Origin of the sequence: Streptomyces sp. W16 (assembly GCF_033194735.1) — a bacterium.
Lineage (GTDB): Bacteria > Actinomycetota > Actinomycetes > Streptomycetales > Streptomycetaceae > Streptomyces.
Map to the genome: position 1 here is coordinate 1 of NZ_JAWOAI010000595.1, position 5,459 is coordinate 5,459.

General features: G+C 70.9%; 3 protein-coding genes. 1 reads left to right on the plus strand and 2 read right to left on the minus strand.

The window, feature by feature from the left end; translation table 11 throughout:
* Together treY and glgX are read right to left on the minus strand one after the other, a co-directional pair.
* A partial coding sequence (gene treY / locus R6V09_RS44735) for a malto-oligosyltrehalose synthase (protein ID WP_317887223.1) occupies nucleotides 1–2,052 on the minus strand: 2,052 nt, incomplete at its 3' end.
* Between the two features lie 82 nt (nucleotides 2,053–2,134).
* Complete coding sequence (gene glgX / locus R6V09_RS44740) at nucleotides 2,135–4,252, minus strand: glycogen debranching protein GlgX (protein WP_317887224.1); 2,118 nt, start codon at nucleotides 4,250–4,252, stop codon at nucleotides 2,135–2,137.
* A 198-nt stretch (nucleotides 4,253–4,450) separates the two neighbouring features.
* On the opposite strand from glgX, the gene R6V09_RS44745 reads away from it, so the two are divergent.
* Nucleotides 4,451–5,257, plus strand: a complete 807-nt coding sequence (locus R6V09_RS44745; protein WP_317887225.1) for a Tat pathway signal sequence domain protein — start codon at nucleotides 4,451–4,453, stop codon at nucleotides 5,255–5,257.
* Nucleotides 5,258–5,459: the final 202 nt, after the last annotated feature.

The following is a 5,459-nucleotide window of genomic DNA, read 5'->3' on the forward strand; positions in this document are numbered from 1 at the left end:
CCGCAGCGCGGCGGCCGTCACCGCGCCCTTGGCGCCCGGCTCCGGGGGCGGGAACGGCACGGGGCGGCGGTTGTCGGGGTCGACCAGGGCCAGGTACTCGGCCTCGGTGCCCTGATAGAGGTCCGGCACGCCCGGCATCGTCAGCTGGAGCAGGGCGGCGCCCAGCACGTTGGCCCGGATGTGCGGCTCCAGAACCTCGCGGAAGGCGGCCACGCGCTCACCGGGCGGCCCGCACGGGCCCGCCGCGACGAACGCCGCCACCGCCTCCTCGTACGACGGCTCCTGCTCCGTCCAGCTCGTGTGCAGCCCCGCCTCCCGCACATGCTTCAACAGGGCCCCCTGGACGCGCCCCGGGTCCGCCGGGCCAAGACCGAACACCGTCTGCCAGGCCGCCCACGCCAACTGCGCGTCCGGTACACCCGCACCGGTACGGGTCACCTCGGTCAGCACGTCCGCCCAGCGCTCCGGCACCTCGGTGAGCACGGCCAGCGCGGCCCGGACGTCGGCACTGCGCTTGGTGTCGTGGGTCGACAGCACGGTGCCCGCCACGGGCCAGTCGCGCTGCACGCGCGCGCAGTACGCGTGGAAGTCCTCCGGGGACACGGCAGGACTGCCCGGGTTGCCGCCCACCTCGGTCGCCGACAGCAGCGGCACATAGCGGTAGAAGGCCGTGTCCTCCACGGACTTGGCCCGCAGCGCGGACGCCGTCTGCGCGAACCGGACCCGGAACTCGACCTGCTCGGGTCCGTCCCCGTACCGCCCCAGCAGCAGATCCCGTACGACGTCGACGGCGCCCGCCTCCTCCGCGACGACGAACGCCTGCCGGGCCTCCGCCGCCGCCTCCTCGGTGACGACGGCCGCGGTGTCGCCCGAGGTGTACGGCCGATAGACCTCCATGCGCACCAGGAACTCCACCAGCGCGGTCCGCAGCGCCCAGGGGGCCCGGTCGCGCAGCGCGGGCTCCGGTGACGCGGCGCACAGCCGGCTCGCGACCCGGATCAGCCGGTCCATCTCGGCGTCCAGCTCGTGCGTGAGCACCTTGTACGCCGCCCGCCGAACCGTCGCCTCCCAGTGCCCGCCACGGTCCGGCTGCGGGGCCGCGAACCTCCGGTACTGGCCCAGGAGTTCCCCCGCCCCCGCCGGGTCCGTGAACAGCCCGTCGACGTGCCTGAGGGCGTCGTAGCCGGTGGTGCCCGCGACGGGCCAGGACGCCGGCAGCCGCTCCCCGTCCGCGAGGATCTTCTCCACGACCGTCCAGCGGCCCTCGGTCGCCTCGTGCAGCCGCCGGAGGTAGTCGTCGGGGTCGGCGAGGCCGTCGGGGTGGTCGACGCGCAGCCCGTCCACGACGCCCTCGCGCAGCAGCTGCAGGATCTTGCCGTGCGTGGCGTCGAACACCTCCGGGTCCTCCACGCGCACCCCGATCAGCTCCGAGATGCTGAAGAAGCGCCGGTAGTTCAGCTCGGTGCGGGCCAGCCGCCACCACGCGAGGCGGTACCACTGCGCGTCCAGGAGCCGCGGCAACGGCAGCTCCCCGGTGCCCGCACGCAGCGGGAACACATGGTCGTAGTAGCGCAGGACGTCACCGTCGACCTCCAGGTGATCGATCTCCGAGCCGACCGGGCCGCCCAGCACCGGCAGCAGCAACCGCCCGCCCTGGGCCTCCCAGTCGATGTCGAACCAGCGCGCGTACGGCGACTTGGGGCCCTCCCTGAGCACCTCCCACAGGGCGTGGTTGTGGCGCGGGGCCATGGCCATGTGGTTCGGCACGATGTCCATCAGCAGACCGAGACCGTGCTCCCGCGCGGTGCGCGCGAGGTCCCGCAGACCGTCCTCGCCGCCGAGTTCGTCCCGCACGCGCGCGTGGTCCACGACGTCGTAGCCGTGCGTCGAACCCGGCACCGACTCCAGGACGGGCGACAGGTGCAGGTGCGAGGCGCCGAGCGACGCCAGGTACGGCACGGCCGCCGCGGCCGCCGCGAACGGGAACTCGGGCTGCAGCTGCAGCCGGTAGGTGGCCGTGGGCACTGCCGGGTCGGGTCGTTCAGGTGTCATGCAGACCTACGTACCCGCCCGGCCGCCCTTCGTGTCATCGACCGCCGCATCCGGTCCGCCGACCGGCCGACCCGGACAGGTCCTAGGTGGGCCGTTGCAGCACCGTCATGCTGCGGTCCACCAGGGTCAGCCGGTCCCCGGCCTTCACCTTCGCGCCCGTGCCCGCCGGCACCCCCTCCGCGCGGCCCGTGTCCACGATCACCTCCCACTGGCGGCCGTGGTTGACCGGCACCACGAAGTCCAGCGTCTTGGGAGAGGCGTTGAACATCAGCAGGAAGGAGTCGTCGGCGATGCGCTCCCCGCGCGGGCCGGGCTCCGAGATGGCGTTGCCGTTCAGGAACACCGACAGCGCGGACGCCTGCGCCGAGTCCCAGTCCCGCTGGGCCATCTCCTTGCCCTCCGGAGTGAACCAGGCGATGTCCGAAAGCTCGTCGTGGGTGCCCTCCACGGGCCGCCCGTGGAAGAAACGCCGGCGCCGGAACACGGGATGCTCCTTGCGCAGCCACACCAACGCGCGCGTGAAGGCCAGCAACTCCGACGGCTCGGCGTCCTCCCCGGGCCAGTTCACCCAGGCCAGCTCGCTGTCCTGGCAGTACGCGTTGTTGTTGCCGTGCTGGGTGCGCGCGAACTCATCCCCGTGGCTGACCATCGGCACGCCTTGGGACAGCATCAGCGTGGCCACGAAGTTGCGCTTCTGGCGTGCGCGCAGCTCCAGGACGGCCGGGTCGTCGGTGTCGCCCTCGGCACCGCAGTTCCAGGACCGGTTGTGGCTCTCACCGTCCCTGTTGTCCTCGCCGTTGGCCTGGTTGTACTTGTCGTTGTACGACACCAGGTCGTTCAGGGTGAACCCGTCGTGGCAGGTCACGAAGTTGATGGAGGCCAGGGGGCGACGGCCGTCGTCCTGGTAGAGGTCGGACGAGCCGGTCAGCCGGGACGCGAACTCCGCGAGCGCGCGCCCCTCGCCCCGCCACATGTCGCGCACGGTGTCGCGGTACTTGCCGTTCCACTCGGTCCACAGCGGCGGGAAGTTGCCCACCTGGTAGCCGCCCTCGCCGACGTCCCAGGGCTCCGCGATCAGCTTCACCTGGGACACCACCGGGTCCTGCTGCACGAGGTCGAAGAACGACGACAGCCGGTCCACCTCGTGGAACTGCCGCGCCAGGGTGGCCGCCAGGTCGAAGCGGAAGCCGTCGACGTGCATCTCGGTGACCCAGTAGCGCAGTGAGTCCATGATCAGCTGGAGCACGTGCGGGGACCGCATGAGCAGTGAATTGCCCGTCCCCGTGGTGTCCATGTAGTAGCGGGGGTCCTCCGCCAGCCGGTAGTACGAGGGGTTGTCGAGGCCCCTGAAGGACAGCGTCGGGCCCAGGTGGTTGCCCTCGGCCGTGTGGTTGTAGACGACGTCCAGGATGACCTCGATACCGGCCTCGTGCAGCGCCCGCACCGCCGACTTGAACTCCAGGACCTGCTGGCCGCGGTCGCCCCAGGAGGCGTACGCGTTGTGCGGGGCGAAGAAACCGATCGTGTTGTAGCCCCAGTAGTTGTTCAGCCCCATGTCGACCAGCCGGTGGTCGTTGACGAACTGGTGCACCGGCATCAGCTCCAGGGCGGTCACCCCGAGCTCCACCAGGTGCTCGATCACCGCCGGATGCGCGAGCGCCGCGTAGGTGCCGCGCAGCTCGTCCGGCAGCCCCGGGTGGAGCATGGTCAGGCCCTTGACGTGGGCCTCGTAGAGCACCGTCTCGTGGTATCCGTGCCGGGGCAGCCGGTCGTCGCCCCAGTCGAAGTACGGGTTGACCACGACCGACGACATCGTGTGCGGGGCCGAGTCGAGGTCGTTGCGCTTGTCGGGGGCGTCGAAGTGGTAGCCGTACACCTCCTCGCCCCAGGCGATCGATCCGCTGACCGCCTTCGCGTAGGGGTCGAGCAGCAGCTTCGCGGAGTTGCACCGCAGGCCGCGCTCGGGGGCGTACGGGCCGTGCGCGCGGAAGCCGTAGCGCTGTCCGGGCATGACGCCCGGCACGTACGCGTGCCGCACGAACGCGTCGCTCTCGCGCAGTTCCACCGCCGTCTCCGAGCCGTCGTCGTGCAGCAGACACAGCTCTACTCGGTCCGCGGCCTCGGTGAAGACCGCGAAGTTGGTGCCGGCGCCGTCGTACGTGGCACCGAGTGGATACGCCTCTCCAGGCCAGACCTGCATGGTCACGACTCTTTCAGCCGGGCCCCGCCACCGGGGCGCCTTGCCCCTGAGTCTCCCCGAAAGTGAGGGAACCACCTATGACTTACATCCCTCTTACCAAACGACCAGTGCGTACGGCGTATGCCGTATGCCGAACCAAGTGGGACAGACACCGCTCCCAAAGGTCCGGGGATGGGCCCAGGGGGAGTAGGGGGAAATGTGCGAAGGACAGTGCACCGCCACCTGGGCAAAGTGGTGGCGGGTACGGCCATAGCGGTGGCCGGGACCGCCGTGATGGTCGCCGTCACCCTGCCGGGCACGGCGGGGGCCGACGAGTCGGGGGGCACCGGCAAGGCCGCTGGCTCCGCCCAACAGGCGGCGGACGGACAGGGCGCGGCACCCGGAGTGGTGCAACAGGCCCCGGCCGAGGGCGAGAAGGGCAAGGGCCGCGACCCGCTCACCGACGACGAGACCAAGCGCGTCGAGCAGATCGCGGTGAACCAGCAGTTCCTCAACTCCAGTGAGAACGTGGACGGGAAGCGCGGACCGCAGCGCCTCGACGTGGAGCTCGCCGACCCGGAGGCCAGTGAGCTGGACAACCCGAACGCGCCCCGCCGCGCGGACGTGACGTTCTACGACTACAAGGACGACACGGTCGTCACCAAGACCGTCAACCTGGACACCGGCAAGGTCGAGCAGACCGGCACCCAGCACGGAGTGCAGCCGCCGGCGAGCCACGCCGAGAACGTCGAGGCGGCCGAACTGCTGCTCGCGGACCCGCTGGGGGCGGGCCTGAAGGCGGACTACAAGGACGCCACCGGCAACGAACTCACCTCACCGGACCAGCTGTTGCTGACCGCCATGGTCTACAAGGCCACTCCGGGACGGCAGTCCGGCGTCCTCGACCAGTGCGGCGAGCACCGCTGCGTGCGGCTGTTCCCCAAGGTCAAGAACGGGCCGTGGATCGACGCCCGTGACTTCGTCATCGACCTGAGCGCCCGCAAGGTCGGCAAGCTCACCGGCTGAGCCGATCGCGACGTCCGCGCGGATCACGCCCTCCTTCCTTCACTGTCCCAACTTGCTTCTCCTGTAAGGGAGTCACTTCTTCATGCGCGTCAACAGAATCAGCCGTGCCCGCAGGCGGGGGGCCATCGGGGTCGCCGTCGCCGCCCTGGCCGCCGGTGCCACCGCGGGCGCGGGCCCGCTCGTCACCATCGCCGCCGCGGGA